The sequence below is a fragment of the Opitutales bacterium genome, assembly GCA_013215165.1.
Taxonomy (GTDB): domain Bacteria; phylum Verrucomicrobiota; class Verrucomicrobiia; order Opitutales; family JABSRG01; genus JABSRG01.
The window spans coordinates 1-17,925 of the sequence record JABSRG010000068.1 but is presented as its reverse complement, the minus strand read 5'-3'; the positions used below and the strand labels follow the sequence as shown (position 1 = coordinate 17,925).

Annotated in this window: 17 protein-coding genes; 15 read left to right on the top strand and 2 right to left on the bottom strand. The window is 53.6% G+C overall.

Going from position 1 to position 17,925, the window contains the following annotated elements; translation table 11 throughout:
• The 3 genes from HRU10_13165 to HRU10_13155 form a co-directional block, all read left to right on the top strand.
• The coding region (locus tag HRU10_13165) for a hypothetical protein (GenBank protein NRA28181.1) at positions 1 to 442 on the top strand (442 nt) is incomplete at its 5' end.
• Positions 443 to 713: 271 nt separating this feature from the next.
• Positions 714 to 2,033, top strand: a complete 1,320-nt coding sequence (locus HRU10_13160; GenBank protein ID NRA28180.1) for an efflux RND transporter periplasmic adaptor subunit — start codon at positions 714 to 716, stop codon at positions 2,031 to 2,033.
• 21 nt (positions 2,034 to 2,054) lie between these two features.
• Positions 2,055 to 5,243, top strand: a complete 3,189-nt coding sequence (locus HRU10_13155) for an efflux RND transporter permease subunit (protein ID NRA28179.1) — start codon at positions 2,055 to 2,057, stop codon at positions 5,241 to 5,243.
• Between the two features lie 156 nt (positions 5,244 to 5,399).
• On the opposite strand, the gene HRU10_13150 is transcribed toward HRU10_13155, so the two are convergent.
• Entirely contained in the window at positions 5,400 to 6,116 is a 717-nt protein-coding gene (locus tag HRU10_13150; protein NRA28178.1) for a DUF3291 domain-containing protein, read from the bottom strand.
• A 95-nt stretch (positions 6,117 to 6,211) separates the two neighbouring features.
• Positions 6,212 to 7,492 (bottom strand): competence/damage-inducible protein A, encoded by a 1,281-nt coding sequence (locus HRU10_13145; protein ID NRA28177.1) that lies wholly within the window; start codon positions 7,490 to 7,492, stop codon positions 6,212 to 6,214.
• 147 nt (positions 7,493 to 7,639) lie between these two features.
• Here HRU10_13145 and HRU10_13140 point away from each other — a divergent pair, with 147 nt between their 5' ends.
• The 12 genes from HRU10_13140 (at position 7,640) to csrA (ending at position 17,597) form a co-directional block, all read left to right on the top strand.
• Positions 7,640 to 9,046 (top strand): excinuclease ABC subunit UvrC, encoded by a 1,407-nt coding sequence (locus tag HRU10_13140; protein NRA28176.1) that lies wholly within the window; start codon positions 7,640 to 7,642, stop codon positions 9,044 to 9,046.
• A gap of 135 nt (positions 9,047 to 9,181) precedes the next feature.
• A complete protein-coding gene (locus HRU10_13135; protein ID NRA28175.1) occupies positions 9,182 to 9,934 on the top strand; it encodes a flagellar hook-basal body protein in 753 nt (250 codons plus the stop codon).
• Between the two features lie 12 nt (positions 9,935 to 9,946).
• Positions 9,947 to 10,729: a flagellar basal-body rod protein FlgG gene (flgG, locus tag HRU10_13130; protein ID NRA28174.1), complete on the top strand. Its 783-nt coding sequence runs from the start codon at positions 9,947 to 9,949 to the stop codon at positions 10,727 to 10,729.
• Positions 10,730 to 10,737: 8 nt separating this feature from the next.
• Positions 10,738 to 11,610 carry a flagellar basal body P-ring formation protein FlgA gene (gene flgA / locus HRU10_13125; protein ID NRA28173.1) on the top strand — a complete coding sequence of 291 codons (873 nt, stop codon included), beginning with the start codon at positions 10,738 to 10,740 and terminating at the stop codon, positions 11,608 to 11,610.
• A 19-nt stretch (positions 11,611 to 11,629) separates the two neighbouring features.
• The gene (locus tag HRU10_13120) at positions 11,630 to 12,289 is read left to right on the top strand and encodes a flagellar basal body L-ring protein FlgH (protein NRA28172.1); all 660 of its coding nucleotides are present in this window, start codon (positions 11,630 to 11,632) and stop codon (positions 12,287 to 12,289) included.
• A gap of 18 nt (positions 12,290 to 12,307) precedes the next feature.
• A complete protein-coding gene (locus HRU10_13115) occupies positions 12,308 to 13,540 on the top strand; it encodes a flagellar basal body P-ring protein FlgI (protein NRA28171.1) in 1,233 nt (410 codons plus the stop codon).
• A 28-nt stretch (positions 13,541 to 13,568) separates the two neighbouring features.
• Positions 13,569 to 13,892, top strand: a complete 324-nt coding sequence (locus HRU10_13110) for a rod-binding protein (protein NRA28170.1) — start codon at positions 13,569 to 13,571, stop codon at positions 13,890 to 13,892.
• Positions 13,889 to 14,413, top strand: a complete 525-nt coding sequence (locus HRU10_13105) for a flagellar protein FlgN (protein NRA28169.1) — start codon at positions 13,889 to 13,891, stop codon at positions 14,411 to 14,413. Before HRU10_13110 ends, HRU10_13105 begins: the two co-directional genes overlap by 4 nt.
• Positions 14,414 to 14,455: 42 nt before the next feature.
• A complete protein-coding gene (gene flgK, locus HRU10_13100; protein NRA28168.1) occupies positions 14,456 to 15,868 on the top strand; it encodes a flagellar hook-associated protein FlgK in 1,413 nt (470 codons plus the stop codon).
• A 28-nt stretch (positions 15,869 to 15,896) separates the two neighbouring features.
• Entirely contained in the window at positions 15,897 to 16,790 is an 894-nt protein-coding gene (locus tag HRU10_13095) for a hypothetical protein (GenBank protein ID NRA28167.1), read from the top strand.
• A gap of 62 nt (positions 16,791 to 16,852) precedes the next feature.
• A complete protein-coding gene (locus tag HRU10_13090; GenBank protein NRA28166.1) occupies positions 16,853 to 17,314 on the top strand; it encodes a flagellar assembly protein FliW in 462 nt (153 codons plus the stop codon).
• Position 17,315: 1 nt separating this feature from the next.
• Positions 17,316 to 17,597, top strand: coding sequence for a carbon storage regulator CsrA (csrA, locus tag HRU10_13085; protein NRA28165.1), 282 nt, complete (start codon positions 17,316 to 17,318; stop codon positions 17,595 to 17,597).
• The last annotated feature ends 328 nt before the right edge of the window (positions 17,598 to 17,925 follow it).

Below are 17,925 nucleotides of genomic sequence, written 5' to 3'. Positions count from 1 at the left end.
CTCCAGTGTCTACGGCGGCGACGTCATAGGCACTTTCGAAGGGGTGCTCGCCTTCGATCCCAACACTTTCGAATTTGGCAAAGTGATCAGCGTGGGCGATATCGTCGCGAGCAGCGGCGGCGACTATGCAGAACTCATGGACTTTGAACTCCCGCAAAACTGGGATCCGACCAACGGCGACGACGGCCGCCCCACTTGGTTTGCCTCCGACTCGCTCACCCAGGACGGCTATAACATCACCTTCGCCGGAAACCTTCGCTACCACGAAGTCGGCCCCGACGGCAGCCTGCAGGTCTACGAAGAGCGCGGCCTCTTCTCACCCATCACCACCGAGATCGGTGGCGTCATCCCCGAGCCCAAGCTCATCACCCTCTTAATTGGCCTCTTAACCTTCGGCTACGTCCTCAAAACCCGCCGCGCCAAAGTAAATAAAGACGTGTAGCAGAGCCGCTCAGTCGGCTCGCTGGGCGAGGGAATTTTTTATCCGCTAATGCACGCGAATGTTTTTTTAATTATGTAGGAGGTATGTGCATATCTGCCTCGCCGCAATGGCGCTGACATGTCGAAAGAGCGATGTGGCTTTTAGGGTCGGGAATGCCTGCCGGGAAGCTTTATGAACAAAAATTAACTGATTTATCTCTGAACTTTTTTTGCTTTTCGGGGATCTGCGGCATTTGTTCTGCACCGTTAGACTTTTAATCGCACTGCCCAAAATGCTTAAGCTTCTTAAAATCATTCTACCCATCGCCCTCATCGTGGGCGGCTTTCTGATCTATCGGCAAATGGCTGCTTCTCGTCCGGAAGCGCGTTTTGCGCCACCGCGAGCAGCGAGCATTTTTGTGGAAGCGCAGCGGCTCATGCCTACCGATTATCAGGTGACGATTGAATCACGCGGCTTGGTGCGTCCGCGCACGACGAGCAGTCTGATTCCCGAAGTGTCTGGGCGTATCGTGGAGATTTCGGAGAGTTTCTTGGAGGGGCGTTTCTTCGAGGAAGATGAGGTGCTGGTGAAGATCGATGATCGAGATTATGTCGCCGCGGTGCGTAGCGCGGAGGCTGGTCTGGCTCAAATGAGGTTGAACCTCGAGGAGGAGAAGGCCCGGGTAGAACAGGCGCGTATCGATTGGGAGCGCGTTAATCCCGGACGCGCTCCTGAGGGGCTGGTGACGCGGACGCCGCAATTGCTCAAGGCCGAAGCTGATGTCGCTTCGGCAGAGGCTCAAGTAGATCGAGCTCAGCGCAATCTCGATCGAACCGAGATCCGTGCGCCTTACAATGGTCGTATCCGCAGCAAGCGCGTCGATATCGGTCAATATGTCACTCCTGGAACGATGCTTGCCGAGGTCTTTGCCTCCGATTTTTTGGAAGTCCGGCTGCCGCTGCGTAATCAGGACCTCGCCTTCGTCGAACTGCCTGAGGTCTATGCCGATCAGCAGACTGTCGGTCCGAAGCCGAAGGTCACATTGTTTGGTGACTATGGGGGGCAGACGTATTCTTGGGAGGGCCGGATCGTGCGAACGGAGGCAACGATTGATGCGAGTTCTCGTGAGCTGTATGTCGTCGCCCAGGTCAATGACCCCTTTTCCCAAGCGGATACAACACGCCCGCCACTTAAGATTGGGTTGTTTGTTGAAGCGATGATCGAGGGCAATGTCCTGGAGAATGTATTTCCCATACCGACTCAGGCGGTTTTGCGTGGTAATGAGGTCGTATTTCTAAGCGAAGAAGGGACTGTCGATCGTCGCGAGATGAATGTCATCTGGACGGACGAGGCGAACGTGGTGGTAGCCGAAGATGTAGAAGCCCAGGAGATTATAAGTGTCACGCCGCTGCCTTTTACAGCTAATGGGGCATCCGTCTCATTCGAGATAGAAGGCGAAGCTCCCCGCATGGTGGGTCGCGGACCGGGTGCGGGTGGGGGGCGTCCTGGTGCCGGTCAAGGTGGCCCAGGGCAGCGTCCTGAAGGCGCTGGCAGAGGCGTGGAGGATAGGCGCCCTAAGCCCGAGCAATCCGACGCAAAATCAGCAAGTTAACTTTGTTAAGGAGGCCAGATCATGATCGCGTGGTTCACCAAAAATAGTATCGCTGCCAACTTGCTTGCTGCTGCCATCATCGGCATGGGGCTCTATCCAGTCTTTACCAACCAGATCCCAGTAGAGTTTTTCCCGAGCACGGATCCAGATGTCATCAGTGTGCGCGTACCCTATCGTGGGTCGACACCGGTTGAGGTGGAGACTGCCGTGGTCATTCGCGTTGAGGAAGCGGTCCAAGACTTAGAAGGCATTCAGAAGATCACATCGACAGCCAATGAAGGGTCCGGGACCGTCCGTATCGAAGTGCAGAAGGGATATGAACCGCGGCTGTTGTTGGAAGACGTCAAAAACCGTGTGAACACCATCAACACATTCCCGGTAGAGACCGAAAACCCACAGATCTCTCTCGCCCAGCGCACGTTTCCATCCATTGGTGTCGCGATCTATGGGGATTTGAATGAGGCGGCGCTCCGTACGCTGGCCGAACGTGTGCGAGAAGATTTGTTAGCAACGGATGAAATCACTCAAGCTCAAGTCTCAGGGACGCGCCCCTATGAGATTTCAATCGAAGTGGAGCAGGAAACCCTGGAGGAATATGGCCTGAGTTTTGGGGATATCGCAGGCTCGATCCGCAGTTCGTCTTTGGACTTGGCAGCTGGCTCTATTAAGACCGACACCTCTGAAATTCTTCTGCGGACGAAAGGCCAAGCTTACGAGGGGACGGAGTTTGCGGATATTGTAATCCGTTCGGATGCCAATGGCTCAGTGTTGCGGGTCGGGGATGTAGCGCGGGTCTCTGACGGATTTGAGGAGACCCCATCGTCGGTCAATTTCAACGGCGAGCCAGCTATCTTTGTCGATGTGACTGTTATCGGAAAGCAAAGCATCCTCCGCGCCGCGGAATCGGTGCGTGAGTATGTGGCATCTCAAAAGATGAGTATGCCGCCGGGGGTGACTATCGAGTATTGGCAGGACCGTTCGCGGGTCGTCGATGCCCGTTTAAATACCCTGCTTAACAGTGCGGCCACTGGGATCATTTTAGTATTTGCAGTGCTCACGCTATTTCTCAGACCGGCACTCGCGCTTTGGGTCTGTTTCGGTATCCCACTGAGTTTTATGGGGGCGATTGCCCTCATGCCTTACACCGATACGACAATCAACATCATCAGCCTCTTCGGCTTTATCTTGGTGTTGGGTATTGTCGTGGACGATGCGATTGTCACCGGGGAGAGTATTTTTTCGAGGATCCAGAGTGGGATGCCCCCCGAGGAGGCTGCTGTCGTGGGTACGAAGGATGTGGCCACGCCTGTGACGCTCGGAGTCTTAACAACAATGGTTGCCTTCATCCCCCTTACGATGATGGAGGCGGGGCGTGGACCAATTTTCGCGCAGATTACCATCATCGTCATTCCTGTTCTTCTGTTCTCATTGGTAGAATCGAAGTTAATCCTTCCGGCTCACTTAAAACACCTCTCTGTGGGGCATGATCGTTCGAAAATGAATCCACTGATGCGGGCTCAGCGCGCAGTTGCCGATGGCTTGGAGCGTTTTGTGGAAAAGGTCTACAAACCCTTTTTGGCCCTGTGTATGCGCCACCGCTACACGACGATGGGGGTGTTTGTGTTTATCGCATTTATTGTCTTCGGCATGCTGGCGAGTGGTAAATTACGTTCAGTATTTTTCCCGCGTATCGACACGGAATACCCTTCAGTATCGCTCGTGATGCCCCTGGGCACCGCGCCCGAGATCACAGCACGGCATGTGGACCGGATGGAGCAAGCGGCGATCAAATTGCGTGAAGAATATACGGACCCAGATACCGGAGAAAGCATTGTGGAGGCGATCAGCTCGGTGGTTGGTGCCACGCGTCCTGGGCGCGGGACCGGTCAGAGTCACTTGGGTGGCGTCAGTTTTCAGCTCATGCCACCCGAGGTACTTCCTGAGGTCTTCTCTGGCCTCACTAGTCGTGAACTCATGGGCAAGATGCGGCGTTATATTGGAGTGATCCCAGGAGCAGAAGAATTGTCTTTTCGGGCTAGTATTGGCCGCGGTGGCGAGCCTGTAGATGTGCAGTTGTCGGGTCCAAGTTTTGAGGATCTCGCTGCGGCTTCGGAACAGATCCGAGACTATCTCTTCACCGTAAATGGCCTTTTTGATATCAAGGACAGTTTTCAAAACGGAAAGCAGGAGATCAAGCTACAGCTTCGGCCTGAGGCGGAGGCCTTTGGTATCACGCTCAATGACCTCACGCGTCAGGCGCGGCAGTCCTTCTTTGGTCTGGAAGCCCAGCGCATCCAACGTGTGCGTGATGATGTGCGTGTGATGATTCGCTTTCCGCTGGATGACCGCCGATCGATCGAAGATTTGCGCAATATGAAAGTCCAGACGCCGCGCGGCGGCACGGTGCCTTTTGACAGTGTGGCAGAAATGGAGATTGGGCGCGGGTTTTCGGCCATCACCCGTGTTGATCGAAACAGAACTATCAACGTCACTGCCGATCTGGATGCGACGGCGACGGATGTAGACGCAGTTTTGGAGGATTTACGCACGCAGCTGCCAGGCATCGTTGATGGTTTTTCTGGGATGCGTTACAGTCTGGAAGGTGAGGAGGAGGAGCGTCGTGATTCAGCGAGGGCGCTGTTTCAGGGCATTATCCTGGTCATGTTTCTGGTCTATGCGCTCATGGCGATTGCGACGAAAAGCTACATTCAGCCTATTATTGTTTTTGTTACTACTATCCCCTTTGGCGTAGCCGGGGCGCTTCTGGGACACATCATCGTGGGTGAGAGTGTGAGCCAGCTCAGCCAGTTTGGTATGTTGGCCCTGTTTGGTGTAGCGGTGAATGACAGTATTGTCTTTCTCGACTACATAAACAAACGGCTGAAGAGCGGCATGTCTCTATTTGAGGCGGTCAATACGGCGGGAGCCGCGCGTTTTCGGGCGATCATTCTTACCTCGTTGACGACCTTTATGGGGCTGACTCCGCTCCTGTTAGAGCAAAGTACCCAGGCTCAATTCCTTAAAGGGATGGCAGTATCGCTGGGCTTCGGCATCGTATTTACCACCTTCGTGACGCTTATTTTGCTGCCGATAAACTTTATTATCTTCAATGATATTGGTCGGTTGCTCAAGGGCGCATGGCGTGCCTACTGGTCCTTTGGTGAGCCGAAGGAGGACGAAGTTCCAGCGGTTTCGATGAAGGCGGAGTAAAGCGTGTTGTAGCAGCGGCGCTCTGTCGCCGCTGGGGGCACTTTATGGTGTGATTTCTGGGGTTTTTGATGGGATCTTCTCGAGGCAGTATGCTGAGGATTGACCCAGATCAAACAGCCAGGCGGCTCGGCGATCCGCCCCTACCACAGAGCTGATTCATGCCCCCTTCAGCAACTCCCCAAAATCGCGTCCACCCCAGGACCCCTCTGACCGATACGGCGTGAAGCGGGAGAAGAGTTCTTCCTTATACCAACCCAACTCGCGCGTCTTGCGGATCGCTTCCATGTGTTCTGGGCTTTGGTAGGCGTAAGCTTTGAGCGCTCGCGTACTTTCCCAGATGCTGAATGTCGCCATCTGAGCGATGGGCACTTCGCCAATACCTATTTTATAGACCAGCCCTTCAGCGTTTGCTAGCGGAGCCTGGGATGTGGGGACATATTTCCAGAATTTTGGTAAACTCTTGAGGCGTATCGTGGCCCGTGTGATTGCGGCGACAGGTGCATCTGGATTTGCCGATTCACCCTGCTCTTCAAAGGGATTTGCCCTAGCCCATTCACCATGTGCCTTCTGGCATGTCATGAAAATAGTCCAGGCCTCCGATGCTACGCGGCGATAACGGGCCATCAGGGGGTGCGTGCTCAGGAATTTTTCAGCCGTAGCCTCATTGGGCCAAACTTGTAGGAGCCCATAAACTGACCACTCGGGTCGCGGGTTAAATGTCTCGCCTTTTCCGGTGCCCAGGAGGCGGTAGAAGACTAGGTCTTCGGTCCGGTTCAACGGACCCTGAGCGAACTGCATCATGGTGAACGCCCACGCCCGCTGAAAAAACTTCGGGTAGCGAAAGAAAGTGAGCGTGGTGACCTGGTCGGACATAGCACTAAGCCAACGTTGGATCGGGAAGCTGGCAACTCCTGGTTTGCTGTGCCACCCTGCTTTATAATGAGCCTTACTGGATCTACGCTTGAACGCTAATCCAGTTCCGTGGCCATAAAATCTTCAACACGTGCGCTGTGGAGGCGGCGGCGCATGAAATCGAGTGCGGCGATTACAGCTCGTTCTTTGATGCTTTCACGCGAGCCGGCGAACACTTCTTTGTGCGACCAGATGCCGGACGGGGAGAAATAACCAATGTATATTGTTCCCACAGGGTTGTCTTGCGAACCGCCACCTGGGCCGGCGAATCCGGTGATGGATAGAGCGTAGTCGGTGCCGAAGCGTTCGGCCGCACCTGTGACCATGGCTAGGGCACACTCACGGCTGACCGCTCCGTGCTGGATAAGAATTTCTTCTGGTATATCTAGAGTCTGGATCTTGGCGTCATTATTATAACAGACAGAACCCCCTGCGAAAAATTTTGATGCTCCGGGAACGTCGGTAAACGAACTACTTAGCAAGCCGCCGGTGCACGACTCTGCTGTTGAAAAGCTTTTATCGGTAGAGCGCAGGTTATCGTAGACAACTTGCGCTAAACTGAGGTCACCGTAGCAAAGAAAGTCTTCACCCAACTCATCGCGACATGTTTCGGCGAGGTCTTCGAGTTGGATCCGATTCATGGATGCGGTGCCAATACTGAGCCGCAAGTCGACGACGCCTCGATGAGCGCAGTAGCCGATACCTAGGCCGGGGTATTGAGCGAAATGGGGCTGCAGCAGCATTTCGAGTTTCGACTCTCCGACGCCTACAGTGCGTAATTGAATGTAAGCCTGATAGGGATCGGCAAACCCAAGGGTTTCCAATATGGGCAGGACTTGCTCCTCAAACATAGGGTGTAATTCCGTAACCGGTCCCGGTAGCATGAAAAGGTGTTTTCCATCGCGGGTGAGGTATTGGCCGGGCGCCGTGCCTTGTCGATTTGGCAAGATTTTCGCGCCGCTGAGGGCATAGCATTGCTTTAAGTTATTCTTGGTGACTGGGTGCCCAAGGCGCTCGAAGCGTTCGCGAATCGATGTTTCTACTGAGGAGTGGTACTCCAGAGAAAGGCCGAGAGCTTCGGCGATTGCCTCGCGGGTGAGGTCGTCGGTGGTAGGTCCAAGTCCACCCGTTGTAATGATAATATCCGCCGCATCCCATGCGCGGCAAAACTCCGGCCTTACGTCATTGGGGCGATCACGAATGATGCTCGCGCTTGCAATGGTTAAACCGCGTTCAGCAAATTTTTCACCCAGGTAAGTCAGATGCCCATTCAAACGGATCCCGTTGAGTAATTCATCTCCAAGGTTGATAATCTCTATGCGCGGTTTTCGCTCCATTGAATTGGGTTTGTTACAGACAGCATTAGTAATCCTTTCATAAGGAGTTAATAAATTTCCCCGACTCAACCTCGCTTGAAAGAAAAATCCGAAACTGACTTGAAGGAACAAGTGCGTCGCCTGCCGCATCGTCCTGGCGTTTATCTTATGAAAGATCGCTTGGGCCAGGTGCTCTATGTGGGTAAGGCCAAAGACCTAAAAAAGCGGGTTTCGACTTATTTTCAGGCGTCTCGGCGTTTCTCAATCGCACAGCCCAAGGTGCGCGCGATGCTCTCGCTCATCTATACCTTCGATACAATCGAGGTAAAATCAGAGGCCGAGGCGCTGCTGCTGGAAGGGCGGTTGATCAAGGAATATAAGCCTCGCTACAACACAGACTTTACTGACGACAAGCGCTTTCTACTCGTACGGGTGGATCGTTCGGAGACCTTGCCGCGCTTCAGGCTCACAAGAAATCGGCGCGAGGACGGTAGCCTCTATTTCGGCCCTTTCGCTCAATCAGGCCTGCTACGCAAAACACTGGGTCAGATGCGTCGCAAGTTCGGGATTCTACTGGCGGATGCCAGCCCTGCTAAACAAGAGAATGGTATTTGGCGGCTTTACGACGATGCCAGACAGGAGATTTACGGTCATGCTAATGAGGTAACTGCAGAGGAATACGAAGAACGCTTGGAGGAGGCGTGCGCATTCCTTGAGGGACGGCATCGTGAATGGCTCACGGATCTCGAAGAGGAGATGGCCAAGGCCGCGGAAAATCTAGAATTTGAAAAGGCTGCCGAGTTGCGGGATGCCGTGAATGCGATGCGCGCCACGCTCTCGAAAACGCGTAAGTTTACCCGGAATCATCCTGGCGGTCTCGAAGATCTTGGAGACACACTCCGATCCCTCGCAGACCATCTTAAGATCGGGGAGGGAATTAAGACACTCGAGTGTTTCGACATTTCTCACATTTCAGGATCTTTCACCGTCGCGTCTATGGTCCACTTTCGCGACGGCAAGCCGGACAAGAAACGTTATCGCCGCTTCAAGATTCGGTCGTTTGAAGGCAACGACGATTTTCGAGCTATGGAAGAGGTTGTCGGGCGGCGCTATGGTCGTCTGGATCGCGAAGGGCAGCCCATGCCGGACCTCGTTGTGATCGATGGGGGGGCGGGGCAGGTGACTGCTGCCGTGAAGGCTTTTCTGATTCTGGGACTCGAGCCCCCTCCCTTGATCGGTCTGGCGAAGAAGCTCGAGACCATTATTTTTCCCGACGAACGGGGGGAGCTCCAACTGTCACACCACGATTCGGCCTTGAGGCTCCTCCAACGACTCCGCGATGAAGCACACCGTTTTGCCAACACATTTAACGCTGAACTCCGAAGCAAAAAGATTAAGGAAACGATCCTGGATGACTTTTCAGGTCTGGGGAAGGTGAGGCGTGCCGCGCTGCTCGAGCATTTTAAATCTCTGCCTGCTATCAAAGCAGCGACAGCCGATGAGATTGCTGAAGTCCCTGGAATCGGTCCAAAAATGGCCGCGGGCTTAGAAGAATTTCTGCGTGAGCACGGTTGATCTGAAATTTGGGGACGTCAGGTAAAATCTTCCCTGGTCTGCGGAAAAATTTAACACTTAAGATTTGATAAAATCTTAAGTGTTTGTAAATCAATGTTTTAAGTAACTGGCATTTGCGTTGCTTTGAACTGCGGCGTGAATATTGGAGTCTATCAGAACGCAGCAGCCCTTACCTCGATCGAGGATTGGCAGGCCATTACGTCGCGTAATGTAGCGAGCAGCGTTACGAAGGGGTATAAAGCTCAGCGCGCCGCGTTTGAGCACAAGGTTCAACAGGCAGCAGACGGGTCTGAGCTGGGTAATCAAGATCTCCGACAAAACATTTTCCCGGCGATGAGCCATCGTTCTTCTATGGTCATGGGCATGATGGAGCCCACATCCAATCCGCTCGATTTCGCGATAAAGGGTGAGGGTTTTTTCGAAGTCCAAAATCCTGCTGGACGATCATTCTACACCCGTGACGGCCAGTTTAAGATCAACGCTGAAGGTGTCCTAGTAGACAAAAATGGTTTTGAAGTCCAAGGCACTACCGGAGCCATCAATATAGATCAGGCATTGGGAGCGTTCAGCGTGGGAGCCAACGGTGAAATCAACCAAGACGGCAATGTGATCGGCCAGCTCCGTATTTTGCAGCCTATGAACCAGGACAATTTGAAGATGGCCGACGGGGGCTTCGTCGAGACTGAGCCGGGTGCAGGGGCGATTGAAGAGCTTGAGAATGCCCAAGTGCTTCAGGGATTTGTTGAAAACAGCAATGTGTCTCCCATCCGCGAAATGGTAAACATGATCCAGGCGTCTCGGGCCTATGAGGCTAATGCTAAAGTCATCACCGCTTACGATCAGCATTTGGACAAGGCCATTCAGCAATTGGCTCCACCTAACCGATAATCTCCACCTTCTATGAACTTGTCACTTTATTCAGGCGCCACCGGCATGGAGGCGCAGCAGCTCAACCTCAACACCATCGCGAACAATATCGCGAACGTGAACACGACTGGATTCAAGAAGCAGAAAATCGAATTTCAGGACCTGCTCTACCAAGATGCGCGTCCCGTCGGAGGCGAAGCTGGGGGAGGAAACATCGTCCCTGCTGGTGTGGAGTTAGGAAATGGTGCCCGTGTGGTATCGACAGCACGAATTTTTACACAAGGCCAGCTCACACAGACGGGCGAACGCCTCGACATGGCGATCGATGGCAACGGATTTTTTGAAATACAGCGTCCTGATGGCTCAACGGCCTACACCCGTGATGGAGGGTTTAAACTGGATGCCAACGGCCAGGTGGTGACGGCTGACGGGCATACAGTTTTGAGCGGGTTTGGCCAAGTATCGGTAAATGCTACCGGCGTAAGCGTCGCTCCGACAGGCGAAGTCACTGTCCAGACACCTGGGGGGGATACCACCTTCCAGATTCAGCTGACTCGCTTTAACAATCCCAGCGGCCTGCGTAGCCTCGGAGGTAATCTCTACGAGGAAACTCCGGCCTCCGGTGCCCCGGCAACGGGTAACCCTGGGAACGATGGGATCGGTGGCTTGCGCCAGGGTTTTCTAGAGATGTCCAACGTCAATGTGGTGCAAGAGATGGTCAATATGATCGTCGCTCAGCGCGCCTATGAGATCAACTCCAAGTCCATCACTACATCCGATGAGATGCTGCGTAACGTGGGCCAACTCAAACGATAGGTAGGACGATGATAGCACGACCTTGGAAAGGCTTTTTGGCTCTCCTGGTAGCAGTCTTTGCCGCTAGTCATGCCGCAGCGACCCGCACCGGACCGCTCACGGACTTTTTGTCAGATATCAACCACGTCATTCGCATAGAGGAGGAACGCGTAGCCGAATCGCGTGTTGTCGAGCAAGTGGAGGTGCCGGCAACACGCGAGGCTACCGCTCTCGTTGCACAGGCGGAGGTCATACGTGACGAGCCTGTATACATTCGAGAGTTTGAGATGACTTCGATCCTTCGCGAAAAACTAAAGGAGCACTACCAAATCTCTGGAGACTTTCGGGTGACGATGGCTCGCAACTGGCGCCCGTATCGCGTGTCCAGCATTGATTGGGACGTCGACATAGTACGAGCGCCGCAAGACGGTCCTGAATCTGTTTCGCCGATCCGCTTGCGCCTCATCAGTGCGGGCAAAACAGTTGGTGAGCTGTCTCGTGTGGTGAATTGCGAACTTTGGGTCGATGCCTGGAGATCCACATTCCCCATGGCCAAACGTCAGCCGCTGAGCGCAGACGTCATGGAGATCCGCCGCATTGATTTGTTACGGAGTCGTTCTGACATCGTCCCTACCAGTGTTGATTTAGCTCAGTATGAGGTGCGTCAAGGGATTGCGTCGGACCGAATTTTAAGCTGGCGCGATATTACACTTCGCCCCCACGTCCGTCGTGGAGACAGCGTCGATGTACTGGTCAGCGAAGGCACCCTTCAGATCAACATGAAGGCGCTCGCCCTCGAAAACGGCGCGGCTGGTGATTTCATCACGGTCCGCAATACGACCTCTAACAAGTCTTTCCAGGCCCGGGTGATTCGGGAGAAGACTGTCCAAGTAGTTTTTTAAAAACCTCCAATTTCCTTCCATGAAAATTTCCGTCAGAGATGTCCTCATCCAAGGAACGCGGTATATTCGTACCGCTGCGTTAGCCGGGGGGCTCTGCTTGGGACCGTCACTATCCTATGCAGAGTCCCTCTGGCTAAAGAATTCAAATAATGAACGCGGCATGTTTGCCGACCACCGAGCCGGCGCGGTGGGCGATATCCTCACCATAGTTATCGACGAGAGTAGCACCAGCAGCTCAAGCCAAAACAGCACGACGACCAAGGATATGTCGATCGATAACTCAGTCACCCAATGGCTGTTTCCACTGGCTGCCAGTGCTTTCGGATCGGTGAATGGGGCTCTCCCTGGAACTCAGATTGATGGTTCCAACTCGTTCAACGGCGGCGGCTCGATATCTGATAGCAAAGCGGTCACAGCGCGGGCAAGCGTCCTCGTAATCGATCGTCTCCCGAATGGAAACCTCGTGGTCGAGGGGGCGCGCAAAGTGAGCTTCGCCGGCGAGAGCCAGTGGGTCGTTCTGCGCGGGGTGGTGCGCAAGTCAGACATCACCGCTGCAAACACCGTTCTATCCAGCCGTGTCGCTGACGCTACCGTGGAGTTTATTTCAGCCGGAGCAATCACCGACGCCCAGCGCAAGGGCTGGCTGAGTAAACTGAACGACCTCGTCAACCCATTTTGATTTTCCCGCCTCCTCGCTATGCATTCCCACTTTCAAAAACTCTCAACTGATGTAGCCGCGGCGCTCCGTCGCCGTGTGAGGGATGCATGGGTTGAAACCGCAGACAGCGAGCCGACAGAGCGGCGTGGCTACAGGTGTGCCTTCAACCTCTTTTTCGCGAGCTTGCTACTCGCACTGATCGGGACCCCTATCGCGGCTCAAGCCGCGGATGGGACCCGGATCAAGGACCTGACTTTCGTCGAAGGTAGCCGAGATAACCAATTGGTGGGGTATGGCCTCGTTGTGGGTCTTTCGGGCACCGGCGATTCTACGCTCACCTATACTATCCAGAGTATTTCCAATACGCTCCAACGTTTTGGTATCGCCGTTCCGGCAGACGCGGTTCAAGCGACTAATGTCGCTGCGGTCATGATCACGGCTGAGATTGGGCCCTTCATTCGAGAAGGGGGCCGGATCGATGTCACTGTGTCTTCGCTGGGTGACGCAGATACGCTTCAAGGCGGCATCTTACTGCAGACACCGCTTCTCGGTGCAGACGAGTTGGTCTATGCTGTGGCTCAAGGTCCGGTTGCTGTGGGAGGTTTCCTCGGTGGGGGCGGGGGCGAAGGAGGATCCTCAGTCCAACAGAATCATCCGACGGTCGGCATTATTTCAAACGGCGCAATTATCGAACGCACCGTCAACACCCAGCTCGTCGCCGATAACCACTCGATCAACCTCGTGCTCCGGAATGCTGACTTCACCTCGGCAGTGCGTATGGCCGACGCGATCAACATCCACTTTCCCGCCACAGCCCAGGCGGTCGATTATGCGACAGTGAACGTTAATCTGCCGGAAGCTTACCTCGGTCAGACCATGAATTTTCTCGCAGAGATGGGCAGCATCCAGGTGCGTCCTGACACTGCCGCCAAGATCATTATCAACGAGCGCACCGGCACCATCGTTGCCACGTCGGAAGTGCGTATTTCGACTATCGCGGTCAGTCACGGTTCGCTGACCATCACGATTACAAACGATACGAATGTCAGCCAACCCTTGCCACTCAGTGATGGCGAGACGACTGCAACGCCCGTTCAGACCACTCAAGTCAACGAGTCGACTGGAGGGTTCCAAGTGTTACCCGAATACCCGTCGATTGAAGACCTGACTACCGCGCTCAATGCTTTGGGCGTCACCACGCGCGAGATGATCGCTATCCTGCAAAACCTCAAGCGCGCCGGCGCTCTCCAAGCCGAACTCATTTTGAACTGATTGCCAATCATACCCCTTTGGAATTGTTATGAATAACATCTCACCCGTCGGCCTAGATGTCGCGAATTACCAGGAAATGGTCCATTCGAAGCACATCACCGAAGAGGCCAAAATCCAGGAGGCGACCCGCCAGTTCGAAGGCGTGATGGTGAGGCAGCTCCTTAAAGAATCGCTAGAACCCCTCATCGAGAGCGAAATGGTCCAAAACTCTGCTGCCAACGACATCTACCGCTCCTACCTAATCGATGTGATGGCCGACAGTATGACGCGCAGTGGGGGCGTGGGAATCACCACTTCATTGCAGGCCGCAGTAACCCAACACGCAAAATCTAACCCAGATAGCAGCCAATGAAATCTCTAGATAGCATGGATGCACCGAGTCTCTGCCAGGAGCTGGTAAACATACTAAGGACAGAGCTTCAGGAGTACGGTGGATTGCTCAATCTCCTTGGCCAGCAACAGGAATGTATCCTCGATCGCGACACTGAAGGCTTGATGCAGATAAACAAAGAAATCGAGTCTCAGGCCGAGGCTAATTCGTTAATCAAAGAATCGCGCCAGAAGGTGGTTGCCTATTTGGCTGGAGCGTGGGAAGTCGATCCTGATCAACGCATCTCCGCACTCGCCCAGTTTTTTCCGAAACCCATGCGACCCATGGTCGTGTCACTCACCGAAGAGGTGAATCAGCTCATCCGTAAGTCGAAGCAAAAGCTCGATCAGAACCGTCTGCTCCTGCGCCGCTTATCGGCGATCACCGATGAGATTCTTGGCTACATGCGCCCCGATTTGAAGCCCACAAAAACATACACGAATCGCGGTGCGATGAAGAGTAAATCCGCCTCGAACCCCGGTGCCGTGGAGCTCTCTGCCTAAACCCTTTTATGGATAAACCCTGCTGATCCTTTCCCCACTTTCATGTCTCTAATCGGTAATATTTACAACCAGACGCGGGCCTTGAGCGTTCACCGTGGATCCATCGAAGCCGCGGGTAAGAATATAGCGAATGTAAATAATCCTGAGTATGCGCGTCAGCGTATGCAGGTGGTGGATCGCGGAAATATTGTGATTGGGGATCAGGTGCAGAGCATGGGGATCGAAACTGGAAAATTTGATAGTTTTCGGGATGCACTGATTGACGGGCAAATCGTTCGGGAAACTTCCCAGACGGAATACGCTAAGGCTACCGACGACATGAATCGTCAGCTGGTGGGCTACTGGGGTGAGGATATTAATCGCGCAAGCGACGCAGGATCGTTGGATGGCATAACCGATCTAGACTCATCCACCTTAGGTCTGAACGAACGCCTCGACTCATTTTTTAATTCCATGTCAGAGCTGGCGGCAAATCCCTCTGAGGTGGCACTGCGTGCCGTGACTCTACAGGAGGCCGAGTCGTTGACCGTGCAGTTAAACGATGTCGCCAGTAATCTATCAGCATTTGCGACGGACATTGATCAGCGCCTTGATAATGAACTCGCCGTTGCCAACGATATCATCGACCAGATAGCTGCCCTCAATGTAGAGATCGCCTCGATCGAGATGAGGTCAGGAGATCTGACGGCCGTTGACCTGCGTGATGCACGCCAACAACAGGTGGAGAAGTTGTCGGAGATCATGGACATTGAGACGGCGGTCATCGCGGATTCCTTCGGTCAGATCTCGGTGTCTGTGGATAATGGCGTCGGGGCGCCCGTTACGGTCTTGGAGCGCGGCGTGGTGAATGGAGAATTCTCTTTTAATGGCACTAACATCGTTTTCGGGACTGGGGCTACAGTCATGGGTCCCAGCTCGGGTCGCGCTCAGGCCTACCTAGATTTCCGCGATGGTGGTTTGGCAGATTTGCAGACAGATTTGAATAATCTGGCTAGTCAGCTCGTTACCTCGGTCAATGGCGCTTATCCCACCGATTTTTTTGATCCCGCTGGCACAACTGCAGCCACGATCTCACTCGATGCGGCCTTGACCCCGTCGACTTTAGCTACCTCTGCGACCGCGAATGCCGGTGCCAATGATGTGGTTCAGGCCATATATGCTCTGCGAAATACGACCTTTAGCACAGGGGGAGGGGACGCTATTGACGGCACCTTTGGTGACTTTGTTGTGAATGTGACGGGTCGTGTGGCCCAAGCCGCTGCGGTTGCCGAACAAAACAGCGAAAACCAGGATTACATCCAGACTATGCTGGGTAACGAGCGCGCGAAAGTCGGTGGAGTCGACCTTGATGAAGAAGCCGCAGACTTATTGCGATTCCAGCGTGCTTATCAAGCGACATCCCGTGTCATTTCTATTATGGACGAACTCCTCGAAGAACTCGTCCGCTCCTTCTGAGTTGTTATAACTTATTTCTAAGCCAGCAATGCGAGTTCCCAATATCAACGTCCAAGACAATATGATGACCCAGCTGAGCAATCTCCGCCAGCGTCAGGTCAAACTTCAGGAACAGATCAGCACGGGCCAGCGACTCAGCTCCATATCTGATGACCCCGCAGCCACTGAACGTGTGATGCGTAACGAAACTGAGAAGCGTGAGCTCACTCAATACCGCCGCAACCAAGAGCGTGTCCAGCAAACCTCCCAAGCCTCCTTTGCTCAAGTCGAGCGCATGCAGGAGATCGCCGCACGTGGCCAAGAGATTACCCTATTGTCCAGCTCAGTGGTGGCCGACGATTACTTCGTTCCCTATGCGGCTGAGATGAACCAGCTTCTCGAAGAGATGGTTGAGCGCGCAAACTACACCTACATGGGGCAGCATGTATTTGCCGGAACCGCCACCGATACTCCCCCATTCGATGTGACACGGGATGGCTCCGGCGCGATCACTGCCGTGGCCTATGTGGGGAATACGGATACGGCCGCGGTGAATATCTCGGATAACAGCACACTTTCCGGCTTTATGGATCCCACGCGCAATGCGGACATTGAGACCCTGTTTGCCAACCTAATCGCGGTCCGTGATGGCCTCGTCGCTGAGGATGCTGCAGCCGTAACAGCCGTGGCTGACGACCTTTTTGTCGACGAAAATAATCTAGTGGAAGGCCTCGGTGAAATGGCGGGGATCCAGGCTCGCATCGAAAACACGATGCGCTTCGACGAATTTGCATTTCTCAGAGCAGACCAGCGGATCGGCGATGATGTCGACGCGGATCTTGCTGCTGTAGCGATCGAGTATTCCCAAGCAGAAACTGCCTATCAAGCAGCCCTGGCCACCAGCGCCGATCTCCTACAACGCAGCCTCTTTGACTTCATTTAAACATCGTCACTTATATTCACTCAAGCCAAGTGATGATCGGGCGATATTGATAAGGCACTTTCATGAAATACGATACTGAAAACCCCGTCCAGGGAGCTGAGCTCAAGCAAGGCAGCAATGAGTTCCACATCCCGAAAGGCCTCGTTGGCTTCCCGGAGATGACACGGGTGGATGTGATCTACGATGAAGAGGAACTTCCCTTCATGTGGCTGCGTTCCACCGCGGACATTGATCTTTCTTTCATTGTCATCCAACCCAACGGCATCGTCGAAGATTATGCCATCCAACTGATGCAGGCCGATGTTGAAGAATTGTCTATTCAAGACGCTTCCGAAGTCTTAATTCTCAACATCGTCATCATTAAAAACGAGCCATCAGGCCGGAAAATCTACACAAACCTCGTTGGCCCGATCGTGGTCAACCGTAGGACAGGCAAGGGTAAGCAGGTGATTATTCAGAATTACGAAAGATACTCCGCACGCCATCTGCTCTTCGACGAGGCTGAAGAGGGAGGAGAGGAGTAAGATGTTAATTCTCACGCGAAAAACAGACGAAGCCATCGTCATCGGCAGCGATGTAGAGATCATCGTTACCAAAGTAGAGGGTGACAGCGTAAAGCTGGGCATCAAGGCTCCTCGAGAGGTCACTATCTATCGCAAGGAAGTCCTCGACCAAATCCGCCAAAGCAACCTGGAGGCGGCTGTCGGGCCTCAGAAGCCAGTCACACAGCAAAAGCCCCGAGGCGGTAAAAAGAAGAATTCGAAGATATCAAAAAGCGCCAAAAATCTGCTTAAGAAGCTCGGGTAGACAGGTGCCCGGATGGTGGGATCAGCCGACTTTATCGGCACCCATGATATAATCCGCTAATGGACGCGAATTCACGCGAATAAATTCTTTTTCAAACCAGATTGATAAGCTTCTCAGCTGGTGGTTTTAGCGGCAAATTCATGAGGGTAGGTCCTATAAAACAATCGGCTGTCTTACAGCGATCGATTGCATAATCCGGGTTGAGGCTGAAAGTTTGTATCACAGGACCCTCGGCGGAAATACAGGATAGGATACACAGCCATCCCATAAGACCTGATGGCGGAGATCAAACCTGAGTATTGATGGGCTGTAGCGGTTGATCGTGTCT